Annotated in this window: 17 protein-coding genes and 1 tRNA gene; 6 read left to right on the top strand and 12 right to left on the bottom strand. The window is 66.7% G+C overall.

Features of this window, described 5'->3' with window-relative positions; translation table 11 throughout:
- From FYM52_RS14380 to FYM52_RS14370, 3 genes are all read left to right on the top strand, one after another.
- Positions 1-488: MarR family winged helix-turn-helix transcriptional regulator (locus tag FYM52_RS14380; protein ID WP_370513853.1), on the top strand; the 488-nt coding region annotated here is incomplete at its 5' end.
- Positions 485-1,852, top strand: a complete 1,368-nt coding sequence (locus FYM52_RS14375; protein WP_154164593.1) for an MATE family efflux transporter — start codon at positions 485-487, stop codon at positions 1,850-1,852. The genes FYM52_RS14380 and FYM52_RS14375, both read left to right, overlap by 4 nt.
- A 425-nt stretch (positions 1,853-2,277) precedes the next feature.
- Complete coding sequence (locus tag FYM52_RS14370) at positions 2,278-2,727, top strand: SH3 domain-containing protein (RefSeq protein ID WP_156781596.1); 450 nt, start codon at positions 2,278-2,280, stop codon at positions 2,725-2,727.
- Positions 2,728-3,159: 432 nt separating this feature from the next.
- Here FYM52_RS14370 and FYM52_RS14365 read toward each other — a convergent pair whose 3' ends face one another.
- From FYM52_RS14365 to FYM52_RS14330, 8 genes are all read right to left on the bottom strand, one after another.
- Positions 3,160-3,552 carry a hypothetical protein gene (locus FYM52_RS14365; RefSeq protein WP_154164591.1) on the bottom strand — a complete coding sequence of 131 codons (393 nt, stop codon included), beginning with the start codon at positions 3,550-3,552 and terminating at the stop codon, positions 3,160-3,162.
- 290 nt (positions 3,553-3,842) lie between these two features.
- A tRNA-Arg gene (locus tag FYM52_RS14360) sits at positions 3,843-3,917 on the bottom strand.
- A gap of 73 nt (positions 3,918-3,990) precedes the next feature.
- Positions 3,991-8,061 (bottom strand): translocation/assembly module TamB domain-containing protein, encoded by a 4,071-nt coding sequence (locus FYM52_RS14355; RefSeq protein ID WP_154164590.1) that lies wholly within the window; start codon positions 8,059-8,061, stop codon positions 3,991-3,993.
- Positions 8,062-8,065: 4 nt separating this feature from the next.
- Positions 8,066-9,928 carry an autotransporter assembly complex family protein gene (locus FYM52_RS14350; RefSeq protein ID WP_043381074.1) on the bottom strand — a complete coding sequence of 621 codons (1,863 nt, stop codon included), beginning with the start codon at positions 9,926-9,928 and terminating at the stop codon, positions 8,066-8,068.
- A 4-nt stretch (positions 9,929-9,932) separates the two neighbouring features.
- The gene (locus FYM52_RS14345; RefSeq protein ID WP_154164589.1) at positions 9,933-11,120 is read right to left on the bottom strand and encodes a VWA domain-containing protein; all 1,188 of its coding nucleotides are present in this window, start codon (positions 11,118-11,120) and stop codon (positions 9,933-9,935) included.
- A 73-nt stretch (positions 11,121-11,193) separates the two neighbouring features.
- Complete coding sequence (locus FYM52_RS14340) at positions 11,194-11,820, bottom strand: GNAT family N-acetyltransferase (protein WP_045266279.1); 627 nt, start codon at positions 11,818-11,820, stop codon at positions 11,194-11,196.
- Positions 11,821-11,843: 23 nt separating this feature from the next.
- Complete coding sequence (locus FYM52_RS14335) at positions 11,844-12,092, bottom strand: hypothetical protein (protein WP_042415037.1); 249 nt, start codon at positions 12,090-12,092, stop codon at positions 11,844-11,846.
- Between the two features lie 100 nt (positions 12,093-12,192).
- On the bottom strand, positions 12,193-13,035 hold the full coding sequence (locus FYM52_RS14330; protein WP_045266280.1) for a MoxR family ATPase: 843 nt from the start codon (positions 13,033-13,035) through the stop codon (positions 12,193-12,195).
- Between the two features lie 236 nt (positions 13,036-13,271).
- Here FYM52_RS14330 and FYM52_RS14325 point away from each other — a divergent pair, with 236 nt between their 5' ends.
- Positions 13,272-13,928, top strand: a complete 657-nt coding sequence (locus FYM52_RS14325; protein WP_043381095.1) for a cytochrome c — start codon at positions 13,272-13,274, stop codon at positions 13,926-13,928.
- Positions 13,929-14,008: 80 nt separating this feature from the next.
- Here FYM52_RS14325 and FYM52_RS14320 read toward each other — a convergent pair whose 3' ends face one another.
- Positions 14,009-14,446 (bottom strand): DUF1841 family protein, encoded by a 438-nt coding sequence (locus FYM52_RS14320; protein WP_154164588.1) that lies wholly within the window; start codon positions 14,444-14,446, stop codon positions 14,009-14,011.
- A gap of 119 nt (positions 14,447-14,565) precedes the next feature.
- Between FYM52_RS14320 and FYM52_RS14315 the strand changes: the two genes are divergently transcribed.
- Entirely contained in the window at positions 14,566-15,204 is a 639-nt protein-coding gene (locus tag FYM52_RS14315) for a LysE family translocator (RefSeq protein ID WP_154164587.1), read from the top strand.
- A gap of 147 nt (positions 15,205-15,351) precedes the next feature.
- Positions 15,352-15,822 (top strand): MaoC family dehydratase, encoded by a 471-nt coding sequence (locus FYM52_RS14310; protein WP_042415025.1) that lies wholly within the window; start codon positions 15,352-15,354, stop codon positions 15,820-15,822.
- Positions 15,823-15,870: 48 nt separating this feature from the next.
- Here FYM52_RS14310 and FYM52_RS14305 read toward each other — a convergent pair whose 3' ends face one another.
- The 3 genes from FYM52_RS14305 to FYM52_RS14295 all read right to left on the bottom strand — a co-directional run bounded on the left by FYM52_RS14305 (position 15,871) and on the right by FYM52_RS14295 (position 17,337).
- Positions 15,871-16,164 (bottom strand): DUF4148 domain-containing protein, encoded by a 294-nt coding sequence (locus FYM52_RS14305; RefSeq protein WP_162524738.1) that lies wholly within the window; start codon positions 16,162-16,164, stop codon positions 15,871-15,873.
- A gap of 149 nt (positions 16,165-16,313) precedes the next feature.
- Complete coding sequence (gene trmL / locus FYM52_RS14300) at positions 16,314-16,796, bottom strand: tRNA (uridine(34)/cytosine(34)/5-carboxymethylaminomethyluridine(34)-2'-O)-methyltransferase TrmL (protein WP_154164585.1); 483 nt, start codon at positions 16,794-16,796, stop codon at positions 16,314-16,316.
- A 40-nt stretch (positions 16,797-16,836) separates the two neighbouring features.
- A complete protein-coding gene (locus tag FYM52_RS14295) occupies positions 16,837-17,337 on the bottom strand; it encodes a ComF family protein (protein WP_154164584.1) in 501 nt (166 codons plus the stop codon).
- Positions 17,338-17,445 lie beyond the last annotated feature (108 nt).

Below are 17,445 nucleotides of genomic sequence, written 5' to 3'. Positions count from 1 at the left end.
CGTCCTCCCCGTCCGCTGCGGCCGCCCCATGCCCCACGCAGCCCGACAGCGGTGCGCCGTGCACCTGTTTCATGGTGCGCAGCCTGTCGCGCAAGATTTCCCAGCTGTACGACGACACCCTGGCGCCCAGCGGGCTCAAGGGCACGCAGTTCAGCCTGCTGGCCCAGGCACGCGTGCGCAGGGGGCAGGAGCCCCTGAGCGTCTCGGCCCTGGCGCAGCGCCTGAATACCGACCGCACCACCATGACCCGCAACCTGCGTACCTTGGAGCAGGCTGGCCTGATTGCCCTGGTGCCCGGCAAGGATGCCCGCAGCCGCTGCGTGGTGCTCACCCCGGACGGTGACGCCCGCTACCGCCAGGCCCTGGGGTTGTGGAAGCAGGCCCAGGCCGAGGTGCGCGCCCTGTGCGGTGGCGACCAGATTGCCGCGCTGGAGCAGTTGGTGGGCCAGTTGCTGCCCCGGCTGGCCCACGTGCAGGAGGTGGCATGAGCGCCGCCGCAGCCCCAGGCGGCGTTGCCGGCCACCCCTTGCTGCGCGATGCCATCCTGCCCACGCTGTGGCGCCTGTCCCTGCCGAACATGGTGGCCATGGGCATGTCCGTGCTGGTGGCCGTGGCCGAGACCTATTACGTCGGGCGCCTGGGCACCACGGCGCTGGCGGCCATGGCTTTGGTCTTTCCGCTGGCCATGCTCACCCAGATGATGAGCAACGGCGCCATGGGCAGCGGCGTGTCGTCGGCCATCAGCCGTGCGCTGGGCAGTGGCGACCGCGACAAGGCCTCGGCCCTGGCCGTGCATGCGCTGGTGATTGGCGGTGTGGTGGGCGTGCTGTATTCGCTGCTGCTGGTGCTGTGCGGCAGCGTCTTCTACCGCTGGCTGGGCGGGCGCGGCGAGGTGCTGCAGGCCGCCACGGGCTTTGGCGCGGTGCTGTTCAGCGGGGCGGTGCTGGTGTGGCTGTGCAATACGCTGGCCTCGGTGGTGCGCGGCACGGGCAATATGCAGTGGCCGTCGGCCGTGTTGTTCGGGGTGTCGCTGCTGCAGATCGTGGTGGGCGGGGCGTTCGGCCTGGGGTTGGGGCCGGCACCGCGCTGGGGCATGGCCGGTGTGGCATTGGGCAACATCGTCGCCATGGCCGTGGCCGTTGTGGTGCTGGGCTGGTACCTGCTGCACGGGCAGGACCGGCTGCTGCTGCGCTGGCGCGGTGCGCGCCTGTCGTGGCCCATGTTCCAGGACATCCTGCGCGTCGGCGCCCTGGCCTGTATCTCGCCGGTGCAGACCTCGCTGGCCGCCCTGGTGCTGACCGGCATGGTCGCACGGCTGGGGCCCGATGCCCTGGCTGGCTATGGGATTGGCCAGCGGCTGGAGTTTCTGCTGATTCCGATTGCGTTTGGCGTGGGGGTGGCGGCCGTGCCCATGGTGGGCATGGCCATGGGCGCCGGCCAGGTGGTGCGTGCGCGCAAGGTGGCGTGGACGGGCGCGTGGCTGGCCGCCGCCATCCTGGCCGTGCTGGGCCTGCTGGTGGTGCTGTGGCCCCGGCTGTGGTCCGGCATCTTCACCCAGGATGCTGCCGTGCTGGCGCATGCCGATGCCTATCTGCGCACCGTCGGCCCGGCGTTCGGCCTGTTCGGCATGGGGCTGGTGCTGTACTTCGCCTCGCTGGGTGCGGGCCATGTGCTGGGGCCGGTGTTGGCGGGCACGGTGCGGTTGCTGGTGGTCATCGCCGGCGGCAGCTGGTTGATGGCGGGCGCCACACCCAGCGCGCAGGGCCTGTTTGTGCTGGTAGTGGTGGCCATGGCGCTGTACGGCCTGTGCACGATCGCCAGCGTGTGGCGCACGCCATGGCATAAAAAATGAGCACCTGGCGCAGGTCTGGCAGCGTTTACACAATGATTGATGTTTGAAATGCTGAATGGGCAAGCGCAGGCCGCTTCTATTTTTGAAGGCACGCAGCTGGGGTGGACGAGGGCATGGCCAACGCATGCGCGCGGTGTGTGCCCTGCGCCAGCAGGCACCGGTCCGGGGCGCGGACCAAGGCCGCCGTGCCCTGTGCCCGCATGGCCGCAGGCCCCAGGAAGCAGGTCCCACGTGCGCCATGGCAGGCAGGCACTGCGGCCGGGCGCACAGCCCGCAATGCAGCCTTGCGGACGATCTTTCGGCACGATGCCTGCAAATAAAAGGAACTCACACGCCGTGGGGCACACCAATTTCTCAGAACTCTGCGGCGTGGGCTGAATTCGCAGCCCCGCCAGTCTGCAATCTTCACTGGGAGCTGGATACAGGTGCTTGGTCGTTCGTTTTCAAAAATTGTTCTGTGTGCAACCCTGGCCGTGTCGGCCGGCCTGGCCGGCGCTGCCGAATTCCGCAGCGTCAAGGGCGACAAGGCCAACATCCGGGCCGAACCCAACACCCGGTCCGAGATCGCGTGGGAGCTGACCCAGGGCTATCCGCTGGCGGTGGTCAAAAAGCAGGGCAACTGGCTACAGGTCAAGGACATCGACGGCGTGTTGGGCTGGGTGTACCGGCCCGTCACCACCAACACCCCCCACTACCTGGTCAAGGTCAAGACCGCCAACCTGCGGGCCGGCATGGGCACCCAGCACCGCATCGTGGCCAAGCTCAAGAAATACGATGTGGTCAGAACGCTGGAGAAAAAGCAGGGCTGGGCCAAGGTGCGCACCAGCGAGGGCCAGCAGGGCTGGGTCTCGCAAAAGTTGCTCTGGGGCTGGTGAAAGCAGAAGGGGCCAGGTCCCTGGCTGCCGGGCGCTTCCACATGGCGCGCGGACACGGGGCCTTCGCCCCTCCTTGTCGCGCTGTTGCCTGGCTGCCTTGGGGGGCGGTGCAGTGCGGGAAACTTAGAGGTGCTGCAACAGGGCATCGGCAAGGCGCACAGCCTCATGCACTCAAAAAGGCCGCCAGAGTGAAGGCTGGGGCATCTGACATGTACCCCCAGATGCTCCAGGGCGGCGCTCCTGCGTGGATTTTGGCGAGCTTGAACATGCACGCGACAGCGGGAGCAAAGAACAAGACCGCAAGCGGTGGAAACAACAGCACTCGACGATGTGCTGCGCCAGGATCCACAAAAGACTGATGCCTCTAAGTCAGAACTGACACCCAACAACCCAGCCCTCTGTCGCGGGCTTGGTGCATTGAGGCATCACACCTCATCGCCGTTCACGGTTGATTGCAAGCAGCTTTTCAGCTTCTTGGCTGAGAGTGACATGCGCAGACGCAGACTGCCTGCGCCTGGCCTCCGCCATCGCGTAATAGCCAGCCTGAGCAAATTCTTCCTCCAGCAGCTTGATGGCGGCGTCGACTTCTTGCTCGTTGGTGAGGCGCATCCTGGGATGTTCTGCGGCAATGGTTTGCAACTCGGCAAATTTGGATTTCGCAAACTCCAAGCGCGTAACTTTCGTCTCAGGGTGTGTTGCGGTATGGGCCAATAGCAGCGATTCGTTTAACTGCTCCTTCGCCGCCTGTGCCTGATGCTCCAATACTTCTAGCAACTCCCGGCGTGCTTTGGCGTTAAGCAATAGCTGGCGAAGCCAGTCGAACATAAAGACGTCTCCAATCTGTCCGCATCGTAGCAAAGGGATCGGACGCAGTCTTGCAGTTCTCCGTGCCTTCGCCAACAGCTCGCGGCCCCATGCAATGAGAAGGGGCAGTGAAGGCTTGGGTGCAGAAAGCGGGGCTTGAGAAATGTGCCCCCACTTTTTAACAATCAGGCCCCCTGATGTACCCCCAGATACCCCTGGATGGTGGCGAACTTCAGCGGACTTTAAAATGCGCTCTACAGAGTGGAAAACAAAAAAGGCCGGAAGCTGATGGACGCTTACGGCCTTAAATGTGGTCCCCCCGACAGGAATCGAACCTGTATCTGACCCTTAGGAGGGGTCCGTTCTATCCATTGAACTACAAGGGGACGCGGGCGGTATTGTAAGTGTTGCCTGCGGGGCTGACGGGCAAACCGTGCATGCCAGCCCCGCCGCTGCGGATCAGTCCTTGCTGCGGGTGTAGATCAGGTCCACGGCGGTTTGTACCCCCGTCTGTCCCCGCAGGGTCAGGCGGCGCGACAAGTCGTAGAAGATGTACAGCGTCCCCATGGCGCCCGACAGGCTTTGCTCATAGGCGACGTACAAATCCTTGGACAGGCGCTTGCCCACGGTGACGGCCGCACCCTCGGTGCCGTCGTCGCTGGGGCCCTTGAAGCCCACCTCGTCCAGCCCCAGCTGCCCGGCAAAGTTGCCGCCCGTGTTGCCGCCGCTGAGCAGGGCCAGCGCTGCCTGTTGCAGGAATGCGGTTTCCGCGCCGTTGGTGGCGGCGCTGCGGCCCATGACGACCCAGGACAGCTTTTCCGCGTCCGACATGTCGGGATCCGAAAACAGCGTGACCAGGGGACGGTTGGCACTGCCCGTGACCTTGACCCCCGCCCGCACCGCGATGTTCGGGCGAATGGCGGTGATGTCGATGGCCGGGTTGGCATATGGCCCGCTGAAGCGCACGGTGCCTTTTTCGACGTCCAGGGCCTGGCCCCAGGCGCGGTAGCGGCCATTCACGGTGTGGACTTCCCCGGTGATGCGCGGCCCGTTCGCCACCTGCAGTTGCCCCTCCAGGCGGGTGGTGATGCCATAGCCTTGCAGGGCAAAGTCGTTGCCCAGGTCGATGCTGACCTGGATGTCGGGCGGGCGCACGGCCCGCACTGCGCCGGGGGCCTGGGCCTGCCGGGCGGCTTGCTCGGCCTTCTCCTGCGCAGCCTTGCGGCTGGCGGCGGAATGCACGTGCACGTCATCGTCCAGGGTCGGGGCCGAGCTGTCGGCCAGGATGATGGTGGCGCGGTCCACCTTCAGGCCGCCGCGCAAGGTGACCTGGCCTTCCTGTATCGCGGCTTGCAGGTTGCCGCTGACGCTGACCTGCCGGTCGGCGCGGATCAGCACCTGCAGGCGCTCGGCGACTGCGCGGATGTCCATGCGCATGCCGGAGCGGCCTTCGCCCGCCTGCGGGTCGTATTCCACGAAACCGCTGCCGGTCAGCGTGCCGCCGTCCTTGGGTGCCTGGGTGAGGTTGCCGCTTTGCCCCAGGATGCGCGTGCTGCTGCCCTCGCCGCCCTTGAAGAACAGCTCGGTCAGGTCCAGCCGCGTACCCTGCAGCTTGGCGCGCAGGCGGCCCTCGCGCAGGTCCACGCCGTCCAGCAGGGAGCGGATGCTCAACTGGTCGGCGCTGAGCACACCGCTCCACTGCGGCGCGCTGCGGGTGCCGGAGAGCGTGACGTCGGCATTCAGGCTGCCGCTGACGCGCCATCCAGGCGGGGCGAACAAGGCCCACAGGCCGATGTTGGGCATGCTGGCCTTGAGGGTGCCCGACAGGGGGGCCGTCTCCGGCCAGTCCAGGCCTGCCGCCGTCTGGCGCAGCTGGCTGCGCACATCCGCCTGCAGCTGGCCGGCACGCTCGGAATTCCAGGTCAGCTGCGTGCGCACGTCATTGCCCTGGGCGCCGATCTGCAGGCGCAGGTCCTGCAGGCGCGTGCGCATGCCGCGGCTGGTCAGCAGGGCCCGCGATTGCATCTGTCCGGAATCGGGGTTGACCTCGCTGGCGCCACTGCTGCGTACTACGGTGACCGGGGCCGCCTCGCTGTCTTCCACTGACAAGCGGATGTCCCCGCTGGCGCGTTCAAGCACGACGTCGGCGCGCAGCGCACGCCCGGTGCTATCGATATCCCAATGCCCTTGGACCACCAGGTCGCCCCCAATGCCCGCTGCCGCCAGCAGGGGCTGCTGCGGGTTGGGGCTGAGTGCATCCACCCAGGCCAGGGGCAGGCCTTCCAGTCGGCCCTGGCTTTGCAGGCCCCAGCTGCCATTGCCGGCCTGGCGCAGCAGCACGGGTGACCAGGTCAGGTGGGCGTTCTGGGCCCCGGTACTGGCGGGGGCGGTGACCGCCAGGCGTCCTTCGCTGGCCTGGATGCGCGTGGTGCGCACTGGGTTGCCGGTGGTGCGCTGGCTGGCGCTGAGCGGCGCGGCCAGCTGGGCCCGCCAGGTGGCGTCGGCCTTGCCGGTCGGGCTCCAGCGGACGGACAGGGCCTGGATGCGGGCCTGCCAGTCCATCGGCGCGGCCCCCTGTGCCTGCAGCAGCCCGGCGGTCAGCGTGGTGTCCAGCGACAGGGTCTGGGTTTCCGATTGCAGCTGGGCCTCGGTCTGCAGCTGCAGGTTTTCCGGCGTGCCGGACAGGCTCAGCTGCAACTGCTGGAGCAGGCTGGCCGTGCCGTGCTCTGGCGTGTAGCGCAGCGCGCGTGCCTGCACCTGGCCCTGCAGGCGCAAACCGCTGGCCTGCTGGGCGGCGGCCGGGTTGAGCAGGCGTTGCTGCAGCTTGTTCCAGCCGCCTTGCCACGCCAGTTCCACCTGGGCCTGGCCTTGCAGGCTGGCACCCGCCAGCGGATCCTGGCCCAGGGGCAGGCGCGACAGCCACTGGCCCAGCTGCTGGGCCTCCGTGATCTGCAGCTGCAGCTTGCCCTGGCCGCTGTCGGGGCTGGCATCCAGGGCCAGTTGGGCGCGGGTGCCGGGCACCTGCAGCTCCAGCTGGCCTTGCAGGTGCTGGGTGTCGGTGCGGATGTCCAGCGACCGGGTCTGCAGCAGGCCTTGCAGCGCCTGGATCTGGACATCGCGCACCTGCAGCAGCGGGGCTTGCCAGCTGCCTTGTGCACGGGCCGACTCCAGGCGCAGGGCCCCCGGGTGGCGGGCGCGTGCAGACTGCAGGTCCAGTGCGAACTGCACCCGCTGCGCAGCATCGGTCTGTGCCTGCAGCGTGCCCGCAATGGGGGCGGCCTCCAGTGTGCTGTACAGGTCGGCGGGGTTGACGCCTGCCAGTTTGACCGTGCCTTCCACCGTCTGCGCCTGGGCGTCCCAGCGGGCCTGGGCCTGCAGTTGGCCTTCGCCGGTGGTGCCCAGATCGATCCGGGCGCCTTGCAGCAGCCAGGTGTGCAGGCCGTCAAAGCGCAGGTCGGCGCTCAAGGTCCGCACTGGCAGGGCCTGCCGGTCCCAGGGGCCGGGCAGGCGGTTGTGCAGGTCGGCCTGGAGTTGCCAGCCCTCGGCCTCGGGGCCGGCCTGCAGCGTGCCGTTCAGGTCGGTGCGGGGGCCGTCGGGCAGGAACAGGGCCGCGTCCACATGGCGCAGCTGCACCTGCGCTGCTTCCAGCGGCTGGGGCCGCCAGGGTTGCAGGGTGGCGCGGATGTCGGCGGCCAGGCCGGTGTCCTGGCTGGCGGCCGGGGTGGCCGTGCCCGCCTGGGCGGTGACTTCCAGGCGCGCGGCCTCGGTCGCCAGGGTGCCTTGCACGCTGGCCTTGGCCGTGATGTCGAGGAACTGGTCGTCCTGCTGGGGCAGCGGGGCCTTGACCGTGCCCTGCAGCTCGGCATGCAGGGCCATCGGGGCGGCCGCCTGCAGGCGCAGGTCGGCTTCGTAGAAGCCTTGCGCGTAGCGCAGGCTGCTGACTTTCAGCGTGTGGTGGCTGCCGGTGTAGGCGTAATGGCCCTGCAGTTCGGTGACAACGGTTTCCGGCGGGCCTTCCCAGACCAGGCGCTCGATGCGCACCGGCACGTCGATGCGCACCGGCAGCAGCAGCGACTGCAGTGGCGTGGGCGGGGTGTCGTCCTCGGGCTGGGGGGTACTGCGGATGCGCAGCTCGTCCATGTTCACCTTGCCGAAGCGCAGCTCGCGCTGCAGCAGCGGCTGCAGGCGCCAGGCGATGTCGGCGCCTTGGATCTCGACCTGCAGCGCCGGGCTGGTCCAGCGCAGCCAGTCGATGCGGCCACCGTGCCGCAGGCTGCCTTCGATGCCGTCGGCTTCCAGTTTCTGGTCGGCCGGCATCCAACTGGCCACGCGGGCCAGGGTGCGCGCCAGGGAGTCGCTCTGGCCCGACCACCACCAGGCCAGGCCCAGCAGGCTGGACAGGGTGATCAGGCACAGGGCCAGGGTCCACAGCAGTCGGCGCAGCCAGCGGCGGCGACGTGGGGAGACTGGTGCCGCCGTCGGGGGGGGAGACGACGCCGGAGCGAGGGTAGGTTCTTGCCGTTCTTGCATGGAATCAGAAATTGAAGCCCAGGCGCAGGTGCAGGCGCACCTTCTTGGTTTCCAGGCCGTAGGCCAGATCCGCCTGCAGCGGGCCCACGGGGCTGCGCCAGCGGATGCCGGTGCCCACACCGACAAACACGGTGTAGGTGTCCAGCGCGTCCGTGACCGTGCCGGCATCGACGAAGGTGGCGTGCTCCCAGTCGCTGCGGTTGCCGGCCACCGTGATGGGGCGCTGCCATTCGACGCTGCCCGAGGCCATGTAGCGGCCGCCGATCAGCTTGCCGTTGTCGGTGCGCGCGCCAATGCTCTGGTAGCTGTAGCCGCGCACGGTGGTGTCACCGCCCGACAGGAACAGCTGGGTGATGGGCACCACCGTGTTGCCGTTGGCAATCACGGCGCCGCCGTTGGCGCGGAAGGCCAACCGGCTGCGGCGGCCGGTGTCGCCCTCGGCGCGTTCCAGCGGCAGGTAGTACAGCCAGCGCGCCGCCATGCGGCCAAAGGGCTTGCGCTCGGGGGTGATGGTGTTGCCCGCGCCCACTTCCCAGCCCAGGCCGTAGCCGCGCGTGGGGTTGGTCGGGTTGTTGAAGTAGCGGCCCGTCCAGCCATAGTTGAGCGTGATGGATGAGCTGGAGGGTGGTGCCCCGTCGCCCTGGGCCTTGGCCATGTCGTACTGCAGGTAGTAGCCGCGGTCGATCTTGTCCTCGCTCTTGCTGCGGCCGGCGACCAGGGTGGCACTGTTGGCCATGTAGTCGGCCAGCTCCTCGCGGGCGGCCTTGGCGCCGACGAAGTAGTTCCAGCCGCTGTAGTCGGGCAGCGAGGTCAGGCGCGTGGACAGCAGCGGGTTCTTCTGGTCCAGCTGCAGCTTGCTCTGGGCGCGCCAGCCCAGGTAGGGCACGCGGTTGTGGGTGTGGTCGATGGAAAAGCGAAAACCGGTGTCGGTGCTGACCCCCAGGCCGTAGATCCACTTTTGCAGTTTGGCCTCGCGCACCTCGGCGATCACCGGGGCCTGCACCTCGGTGTCGCCCGGCTGGGCGACCTCGGTGGCCAGGGTCAGGAACACCGAGTCGTAGTAGCCGCTGTTGGCCAGGCGCTGCTGGGTCTCGAGCAGCGTGGTCTGGCGGTATTCCTCGCCCACTGGCAGGCGGGCCAGACGAATCAGTCCCGCCGGGTTGTAGCGCTCGGCGCCCTGGATCACCAGGGGGCCGAAGGAATAGGCCGGGCCCGGGGCATAGTCCATGCGCAGCTCGGCCTCGTTGAGGTCGGCATCGATGTCGGCGCGGCTGTCCACCAGACTGGCCGTGGGGTAGCGGCGGTTTTGCAGGCGGCGCACGCCCTCATTCTTGGCATTGCTCCAGGCCGACTGGCTGAAGCGCTCGCCGTTGAAGCGTTCCAGGTCCCGGCGGATGCCTTCGCGCATCCCGCGGCCTGAGGGATCCTCGGCATTGGTGCCGCTGAAGCTGATCTGCGTGCTGCGCACGATGGTGGCGGGGCCGGGCTCCACCTGCACGCGCACCTTGCGCGGGGTGTCGCTGCCGCTGGGGGTTTCGATCAGTTGCAGCTCGATGGTGGGCGAGAAATAGCCCAGGGTGCCCAGCAGGCTGCGGATGTTGGCGTCGGCCGCACCCAGCAGGCGGCTGAGTTCGCTGCGGCGCAGGTCGCTGAGGCGGCGGTACTGCTGCAGCTCCATGTGCTGCAGCAGCAGCTCGCGCACGTCGCTGGGCGCTTCGACTTCGAGCTCGAAACTGGGAGGGCCGTTGCCGCTGGCATCGTCGATCGGGTTCTTGGACAGCAGGCTGCAACCGCTGAGCAGCAGCACGCTGGCCAACAAAAACGCCGGCCTCAAGGCCGGCGTGTTTGCAGGAAAAGGCTTGAGCATGGATTCATTTTGACAGCAGCCTCATGGATTCCTCCAGTCCTTTCAAAGTCAGGGGGTACATGCGATCGCCGATCAGGCGCCGGATGATGTCGATGCTCTGCCGGTATTCCCAGACCCCCTGCGGCTCCGGATTGATCCAGGCGTGGTGGGGAAAGGCGTGGGTCAGCCTTTGCAGCCATTCGGCGCCGGGTTCCTCGTTGTGGTATTCCACGCTGCCGCCAGGTTGCAATATTTCGTAAGGACTCATGGTGGCGTCGCCCACGAAGATCAGTTTGTAGTCCTTGTTGTACTTGCGGATGATGTCCCAGGTGTCGAACTTCTCGGCAAAGCGGCGGCGGTTGTTCTTCCACATGAAGTCGTAGACGCAGTTGTGGAAGTAATAGAACTCCAGGTGCTTGAACTCGCTCTTGACCGCCGAGAACAGCTCCTCCACGCGCTGGATGTGGTCGTCCATGGTGCCGCCCACGTCCATCAGCAGCAGCACCTTCACGTTGTTGTGGCGCTCGGGCACCATCTTGATGTCCAGCCAACCCGCGTTGGCGGCGGTGCTGCGGATGGTGTCGGGCAGGTCCAGCTCCAGGTGGCTGCCCTGGCGTGCGAACTTGCGCAGGCGGCGCAGCGCCACCTTGATGTTGCGCGTGCCCAGCTCCTGGGTGTCGTCGTAGTCGCGGTAGGCGCGCTGCTCCCAGACCTTGACGGCGCTGCGGTTCTTGCCCGGGCCGCCGATGCGCACGCCCTGCGGGTTGTAGCCACCGTGGCCAAAGGGGCTGGTGCCGCCGGTGCCGATCCACTTGTTGCCGCCTTCGTGGCGGCCCTTTTGCTCTTCGAGGCGCTTTTTCAGCGTCTCCATCAGCTCGTCCCAGTCCATCTTCTGCAGGGCGGCCTTCTGCTCGTCGGTCAGTTCCTTGTCCAGCAGCTTGCGCAGCCATTCCTCGGGCAGCTCCTTCTTGAAGTCGGCCACCATCTCCACGCCCTTGAAGTAGGCGGCGAAGGCGCGGTCGAACTTGTCGAAGTGCTTTTCATCCTTGACCAGGGTGGTGCGCGCCAGGAAGTAGAAGTCGTCCAGGCTCCAGCCGTCCTCGCTGCGCGGGCCGACCACGCCGGCCTGCAGCGCTTCCAGCAGCATCAGGTATTCCTTGACCGAAACCGGCAGTTTGGCGGCACGCAAGGTGTAGAAAAAGTCGATCAGCATGGCAAAGGGCTTTCAAAAAATGAAGCTGTCAGCGCAGGTGTTTACTGTGTCTCAAAGGCTTTTATGCCTGAAATCAAGCAATACCAGGCGCTAGTTGCTTCAGTTTTTCAAGCAGGCGCGTGTGGGCCGCCGGCCATTCTGCGGCCAGCATGCTGTACATCACCGTGTCGCGCACGCTGCCGTCGCGGCGCAGGGCGTGGTGGCGCAGCACGCCGTCGCGCTGCGCACCCAGGCGGGCGATGGCCTGCTGGCTGCGCGTGTTCAGGATATCGGTGCGCCAGCCCACGACGGCGCAGCCCAGGGGGCCGAAGGCGTGCTGCATCAGCAGCAGCTTGGCGGCGGTGTTGACGTGGCTGCGCTGCACGCTGGCGGCGTACCAGGTGTAGCCGATCTCCAGGCGCTGCACGGCGGGCACGATGTCGTGGTAGCTGCTGGTGCCCAGCACCCGGCCACTGGCCGCGTCCAGCACGGCGTAGGGGCAGCGCGTGCCCTGGGCCTGCATGTCCAGGGCCAGCTGGATGTAGGCGGTGGTTTCCTCGGGGCGCGGGACCCAGGTGACGCGCAACTGCCACAGCTCCCCGTCGGCGGCCGCCGCTTGCAGTCCGGCGGTGTGCGCCAGGCTCAGGGGTTCCAGGCGCAGGCCCCAGCCTTGCAGCGGGACAGGGGGAGCAAACGGTGTGGCAGTCAGTGCATCAGGCATGGCAGGGGAACAGGGAGGGGAGGTCAATCGGCCTCGGCTTCTTTCAATCGATCTTTGGCTTGCTGGCGCCCGCGCCAGATGCGGGCGATGTGCAGGCCCGCGCCACCGCCCAGGCCGACCATCAGGATGCCCACGATGCCGGCGCCGCTGTAGCCATCGGCAAAGATGTCGATGCCCACGGCCTGGCCCAGGCCGTAGCCGGCCAGCGCGCCCAGGACAAAGCAGACGGCGTCGGACACCCCTTCGAGCAGCATTTTTTGCGCAGAAGCCATGGTCAGTCTCCCCAATTCGTTGTGGTGAAAACTGCAAAGTTAGGGCAAACGGCGGTTTTGCGCATCGGGGCAAGCCTGCAACAGGGCTGTCAGTGCGGTGTCAGCGGTTGCGCTGGTTCATGAACACCAGCTTCTCGAACAGGCTCATGTCCTGTTCGTTCTTCAGCAGGGCGCCCACCAGCGGCGGCACAGACACCTTCTGGTCGGGCGACTGCAGCGCTTCCAGCGGAATGTCCTCGGCCACCAGCAGCTTGAGCCAGTCGATCAGCTCGCTGGTCGAGGGCTTTTTCTTCAGGCCCGGCAGGCCGCGCACGTCGTAGAAGGTCTTGAGCGCGGCGCTGAGCAGGTCGCCCTTGAGCGTGGGGAAGTGCACGGCCACGATCTGGCGCATGGTCTCCGCTTCGGGGAACTTGATGTAGTGGAAGAAGCAGCGGCGCAGGAAGGCGTCGGGCAGCTCCTTTTCGTTGTTCGAGGTGATGAACACCAGCGGCCGGTGCTTGGCGCGGACCATCTCGCGCGTCTCGTAGCAGTAGAACTCCATGCGGTCGAGTTCGCGCAGCAGGTCGTTGGGGAACTCGATGTCGGCCTTGTCGATTTCGTCGATCAGCAGGGCCACCGGGCGGTCGGCGGTGAAGGCCTGCCACAGCACGCCCTTGACGATGTAGTTCTGGATGTCCTTGACCTTCTCGTCGCCCAGCTGCGAATCGCGCAGGCGGCTGACGGCGTCGTATTCATACAGGCCCTGCTGGGCCTTGGTGGTGGACTTGATGTGCCACTGCAGCAGCGGCATGTCCAGCGCGGCGGCCACTTCCTCGGCCAGCATGGTCTTGCCGGTGCCGGGCTCGCCCTTGACCAGCAGGGGGCGCTGCAACTGGATGGTGGCGTTCACGGCCAGCATCAGGTCTTGCGTGGCCACGTAGTTGTCGGAACCTTGGAATTTCATGGGCTTGGTATCAGCGTAAACATTGATGTGGGGCCTTGACAGCTGCTTTCATAATGGTTTGACCCATGGGAGCCATTCGCGCCACCCTGGCGGCGTGAGCACCTGGATCGGGCGTACTTGCGGGTACGGCCAGCGTCCAGGGACTTCGCTGCCAACGCACATTGTCGGTGTGCCGGGCGGTGCCAGTGTCTCCAAGCAGATCCCAGGCTGAATTTGCAAAGGATTGTGTGCACAAAATGATGAAAACATGGACCACGGTGTTTGCAATGTTTGTCGCTTGTGCGACGTCGTCCGCCTCCGCGCAGGCTGTGCAAGGCAATCCCCAGGCGGGGGCTGGCAAGGTGGCCATGTGCATCGGCTGCCATGGCATCGCCGGCTACCAGGCCAGTTTTCCGGAGGTGCACAAGGTGCCCAAGATCTCTGGCCAGTCGGCGGCCTACATCGCTTCCGCGCTGGAGGCCTACCGCAAGGGGGACCGCAGCCACCCATCCATGCGCGCCGTGGCGCAGTCCCTGAGTGACCAGGACATCGCCGATGTGGCCGCCTATTACCAGGCGCACACCACGCCGTCCGCCAGCCCCGCCCAGCCGCATGACCCGCCGGCCCAGGTGGCGGCCCTGATCGAGAAGGGGGCCTGCTTCAGCTGCCATGGCCAGGGCTTTGCCAAGCCGATCGACCCCAGCTACCCCAAGGTGGCGGGCCAGCACCCCGACTATCTGTACGTGGCCCTGAAGCAGTACAAGACCACCAACAACCCCCATGTGGGCCGCAGCAACGGCATCATGGCACCGATTGCCCAGCAGTTCAGCAACCAGGAGCTGAAGCAGCTGGCCAACTACATCGGCAAGCTGCCCGGCGATCTGCAGACCGTGCCCCAGGCGCATTTCCGCTGACCGGGGAGTAGTGCCCGTTAGTGCCCGTGAACCCAAAGGCCCGCTGATGCGGGCCTTTTTTGGTGGTGTGTGGCTGGTGTTCAGTCGCGCGTGGCGCGGCGCTGCACGGCGGCCACGTACTGGTTGCCGTCGGGCGGGTGACCGTGGCGCTGGCTGTCGGCCAGCATCTGGCCCAGGCATTCCATGGTCTCGTGGTGGGCGGTGTGCAGGTCCGTGCGGCGTTTGGCCAGCAGTTCCACGGCCTGGCGGATGCCACGCGGCTGGTCGATGCTGCACTGCTCGCTGATGGACAGGTGCATGGACAGGTGCAGGAAGGGGTTGGTGCGGTCCGGCTCCAGGTCGTAGTTGCGCTGCACGGCGGCATCCACGTCGTCCAGTTCCGCGAAGTACTCGGGGTGCTCCGCGATCCACAGGCTGGCCAGGGTCTCGATCGCCTCCATCGGGGCGTTATTCTTCATTTTGCTGCGCACGCTGCAGAAAAAGCGGCGCACATCGGCTTGCGTGGGGTTGAAAAGCATGATGGCCGGCAGCGTAGCATGGGCGGTCGAGACCTGTCCCCCCGGGGGCCATCCGGTCCTGCGTGTCGGCGTAAGATCACCGCCTTTCGGGCATGGCGCCCCCAGACAGGCAGTGGCAGATGGAATTTCAGACGTGGTTGGCATTTTTTTCGGCGTGCGTGTTCATCGCCATCTCTCCGGGCTCGGGGGCCGTGCTGTCGATGAGCCATGGCCTGGCCTATGGCGTGCGCCAGACGTCGGCCACGATTGGCGGCCTGCAACTGGGCCTGCTGCTGATTTTGCTGGTGGCCGGTGGCGGCGTCGGTGCGGTGCTGATTGCGTCGGATGTGGCCTTCACCGCGGTCAAGGTGCTGGGCGCGTGCTACCTCATCTACCTGGGCTGGAGCCAGTGGCGCAGTGTGGGCAACGGGGTGGATGTGGGCTACCTGCAGGCCAGCCCGATGCCCTGGCGCCAGCGGACCCTGGCCGGGTTCCTGACGAACGCGACCAATCCCAAGGGCATCATCTTCATGGTGGCGGTGCTGCCGCAGTTTCTGACGGCGCAGCAGCCGTTGTGGCAGCAGTTGCTGGTGATGTCCATCACCTGCCTGGCCGTCGACACGGTGGTCATGCATGGCTATGCCGCCAGTGCCAGTGCCCTGCGCCGCTGGATGCGCAGCGCGGAGGCAGTGCGCTGGCAGAACCGCATCTTTGGCGGCTTGCTGATGCTGGTGGGTCTGGGCCTGTTCTTTGTGCAGCGCTCGGGCCACTCCGGGTAATCCTGGGGCGGCTGCGCTGGATCTGAAAAGATAGCTTCCAGCGCTTGCTGGATAAGCGCTAAAGGCCGATTTCATACAAATTTCTACGGGTCAACCCCTGTCGCTGGGCCGACTGACGGCTGCAGCCAGGCTTCCTAGATTGAAGGCATGAAAACCTTCAACTCTTACGCCGAACTGCGTGCCTGCGCAGGCCAGGAGGTCGCTGTCACCGACTGGACCACCATCACCCAAGAGCAGGTTAATCTGTTCGCCGATGCCACGGGCGATCACCAGTGGATCCACGTTGACCCCGTGCAGGCCGCGCAAGGCCCGTTTGGTGCGCCGATTGCGCATGGCTTCTTGTCCCTGTCGCTGCTGCCGCTGTTCTTCAGCCAGGCGGTGCACATTGCGGGCGCCACCATGGGGGTGAACTACGGCTTGAACAAGGTGCGCTTTCCCGCCCCCGTGCCCGTGGGCAGCCGCGTGCGCGCCCGGGTGGTGGTCCAGGCGGTCGAGCCCGTGGGCCCGGACAGCGTCCAGATCACCTGGCTGGTGACCGTGGAGCGCGAGGGGGGCGACAAGCCCGTGTGCGTGGCCGAATCGCTGTCGCGCAGCTACGGCGCGCCGATGGGCGCCTAGGCGGCGCGACAGGCTGCAGCGGCCTGGCCGCTGCAGTGGGCGCACCTCTTACTGGTCGCCGCTGGGGATCTGGCCTGCAGCCCGTGCGGCCTGGAAGTCGGCGATCACGGCCTCACGGGTCAGGGTGGAGCGGGCCTGGGTCTCATCGGGGCGCAGTACGTTGCCGTCGCCTTCGGCGATCCGTCCGGCTGCGCGGGCGGCCTGGTAGTCGGCAATCACCTCGGCGCGGGTCAGACCCGACTGCAGGCTGACCTCGTCGGCGCGTAGCAGGGTCTGGTCGCCGGCAAAAGCCGCAGTGGCGGACAGGGCAATCACAACACCCATGGTGCGAATGGCAAACATCTTCTTTCCTTTCATTCCTGTGACAAAAACTGCGCTTTCACAGCGCACAGGGGATAGAGCGGAAGCAGACGTTGACAGTTCAGTGTTTATTGCTCTTGTTTTGGCGAACACACTGTCGCGAAAATCGATCTAATCGCGCAATCGGCGGGTCAGCGGGCTGGCCCTTGCGGGGTCATGAAGCCGTTCTGGCGCCAAGCTTCGAACACGGTCACGGCCACGGCGTTGGACAGGTTGAGGCTGCGTTGGCCTTCGAGCATGGGCAGGCGCAGGCGCTGGGTGGTGGGAAAGGACTCGCGCAGTTGCGGCGCCAGGCCGCGCGTCTCGCAGCCGAACACGAACCAGTCGCCGGGCTGGAACTGCAGCGCATGCGTGGGCTGGCTGCCATGGGTCGTCATGGCAAACATGCGGTCACGCGCCGGCTGCATGCGGTCCAGGAAGCTCTGCCAGTCGGCATGGCGCTGCACGCGCGCGTACTCGTGGTAATCCAGCCCGGCACGGCGCATGTGGCGGTCTTCCATGGAGAAGCCCAGGGGCTCGATCAGGTGCAGCTGGCAGCCTGTGTTGGCCGCCAGGCGGATCACGTTGCCCGTGTTGGGCGGGATTTCGGGTTCGACAAGAACGATATGAAACATGGCGGCGTATTGTCCGCTTTTGGCCTTGTCCCTGGGGCGCTCACGCTGTGCGCGCCAGGCACAGCACGCTGACGCTGCCGGCGCCCGCCTGCAGCAGGCACTGGCTGGCGCTGGCGAAGGTGGCGCCGGTGGTCATCACATCGTCCACCAGCAGGATGTGCCGGCCCGCAATTACTGCCAGATGCGCCTGCGGCACGGCAAACGCCTGGCGCAGGTTGCGCAGGCGCTGGGCCCGTGTCAGCCCGCGCTGGGTCGGGGTGTCCCGGGTGCGCACCAGGGCGGCCAGCAACTGTTTGTGGCGTGCGGCGCCCAGGTGCTGCACCAACTGCGCCGCCGGGTTGTAGCCCCGCGTGCGCAGGCGCTCGCTCGACAGCGGGATGGGCACCAGCAGCTCGGCCTGCGCCACGGCCTGGGCGATGTCGGGGGCTTGCTGCATCCAGCCGGCCAGGTGCCGGGCCAGGCCGGGCTGCTGGCCCAGCTTCCAGTGGGTGATCAGCGTCTGCCAGGGGTAGCTGTAATCGCACCAGGCATGGGCTTGCACCCAGGGTGGCGGGTGCTGCAGGCACTGGCCGCAGCGTGGGCGCTCTGCGGCGATGCCTGGCAGTGCCAGTGCGCAGCCCGTACAGCGCCGTGGCGTGTGGTGAAAGCG

The organism is Comamonas sp. CAH-2, from assembly GCF_009668305.1.
In the GTDB taxonomy this organism is placed as follows: Bacteria; Pseudomonadota; Gammaproteobacteria; order Burkholderiales; family Burkholderiaceae_C; genus Comamonas; species Comamonas aquatica.
Note: the sequence above shows the minus strand (reverse complement) of the source record. Positions and strands in the feature narration are given on the sequence as shown.

What these genes read in the sequence shown, in the direction of transcription:
- trmL (WP_154164585.1), bottom strand. Translation starts at nt 16,796, where the DNA reads ATGTTTCATATCGTTCTTGTCGAACCCGAAATCCCGCCCAACACGGGC.
- FYM52_RS14305 (WP_162524738.1), bottom strand. Translation starts at nt 16,164, where the DNA reads ATGTTTGCCATTCGCACCATGGGTGTTGTGATTGCCCTGTCCGCCACT.
- FYM52_RS14355 (WP_154164590.1), bottom strand. Translation starts at nt 8,061, where the DNA reads ATGCAAGAACGGCAAGAACCTACCCTCGCTCCGGCGTCGTCTCCCCCC.
- FYM52_RS14365 (WP_154164591.1), bottom strand. Translation starts at nt 3,552, where the DNA reads ATGTTCGACTGGCTTCGCCAGCTATTGCTTAACGCCAAAGCACGCCGG.
- FYM52_RS14345 (WP_154164589.1), bottom strand. Translation starts at nt 11,120, where the DNA reads ATGCTGATCGACTTTTTCTACACCTTGCGTGCCGCCAAACTGCCGGTT.
- FYM52_RS14340 (WP_045266279.1), bottom strand. Translation starts at nt 11,820, where the DNA reads ATGCCTGATGCACTGACTGCCACACCGTTTGCTCCCCCTGTCCCGCTG.
- FYM52_RS14310 (WP_042415025.1), top strand. Translation starts at nt 15,352, where the DNA reads ATGAAAACCTTCAACTCTTACGCCGAACTGCGTGCCTGCGCAGGCCAG.
- FYM52_RS14325 (WP_043381095.1), top strand. Translation starts at nt 13,272, where the DNA reads ATGATGAAAACATGGACCACGGTGTTTGCAATGTTTGTCGCTTGTGCG.
- FYM52_RS14375 (WP_154164593.1), top strand. Translation starts at nt 485, where the DNA reads ATGAGCGCCGCCGCAGCCCCAGGCGGCGTTGCCGGCCACCCCTTGCTG.
- FYM52_RS14320 (WP_154164588.1), bottom strand. Translation starts at nt 14,446, where the DNA reads ATGCTTTTCAACCCCACGCAAGCCGATGTGCGCCGCTTTTTCTGCAGC.
- FYM52_RS14315 (WP_154164587.1), top strand. Translation starts at nt 14,566, where the DNA reads ATGGAATTTCAGACGTGGTTGGCATTTTTTTCGGCGTGCGTGTTCATC.
- FYM52_RS14335 (WP_042415037.1), bottom strand. Translation starts at nt 12,092, where the DNA reads ATGGCTTCTGCGCAAAAAATGCTGCTCGAAGGGGTGTCCGACGCCGTC.
- FYM52_RS14330 (WP_045266280.1), bottom strand. Translation starts at nt 13,035, where the DNA reads ATGAAATTCCAAGGTTCCGACAACTACGTGGCCACGCAAGACCTGATG.
- FYM52_RS14350 (WP_043381074.1), bottom strand. Translation starts at nt 9,928, where the DNA reads ATGCTCAAGCCTTTTCCTGCAAACACGCCGGCCTTGAGGCCGGCGTTT.